Consider the following 531-nt stretch of genomic DNA (forward strand, 5'->3'; position numbering starts at 1 on the left):
TGCCTGACCGACCGATTTCATTGATAAACATTTTGCTGAGAATCTCATCCTCTGAGAAGTTCACATTGGAGGAGACGAACGGGAACTTAGCGTTACCGATGAATTTGGATAGTACATTAGAGTCTTTATCAAATTCATGGTTCCCGAAGGTCATAGCGTCATATTTGACCAGATTCATAAAGGCCAAATCTGCTTGACCCAGGTACTTGTTGAAGTACAGTGTTCCGGAGAACACATCACCCGCATCAAGAAGAATAGGGTTTTCTGTCGTCGCCTTAGCGTTCTTGATTGCCGTTACACGGCGCAGAATGTTGTTTGGCGAGCTGACAGTATCTAGTCCTGCATGTGTATCGTTAGTATGCAGAATGGTTAGTGGGAAGTCTTGAGTTGTCTCCGGCAGTGGTGCACCTTTCAGATCAACAAGTCGGCCTTCTACTGCGGAAGTGTTCGCAGTGATAGTTCCAACCTTCTGAATATACTTTGTAAATACTTCAAAGTCCGGTAGGTACAGCAGGTTCACGCGACCTTCTT

General features: G+C 45.2%; 1 pseudogene. It reads right to left on the reverse strand.

Annotation, left to right across the window (positions count from 1 at the left end):
* Positions 1-391, reverse strand: a pseudogene (locus AC3Y23_RS29050) (metallophosphoesterase); the annotation flags it as partial.
* Between the last annotated feature and the right edge of the window lie 140 nt (positions 392-531).

The sequence above is a fragment of the Paenibacillus sp. MAHUQ-45 genome, from assembly GCF_058133325.1.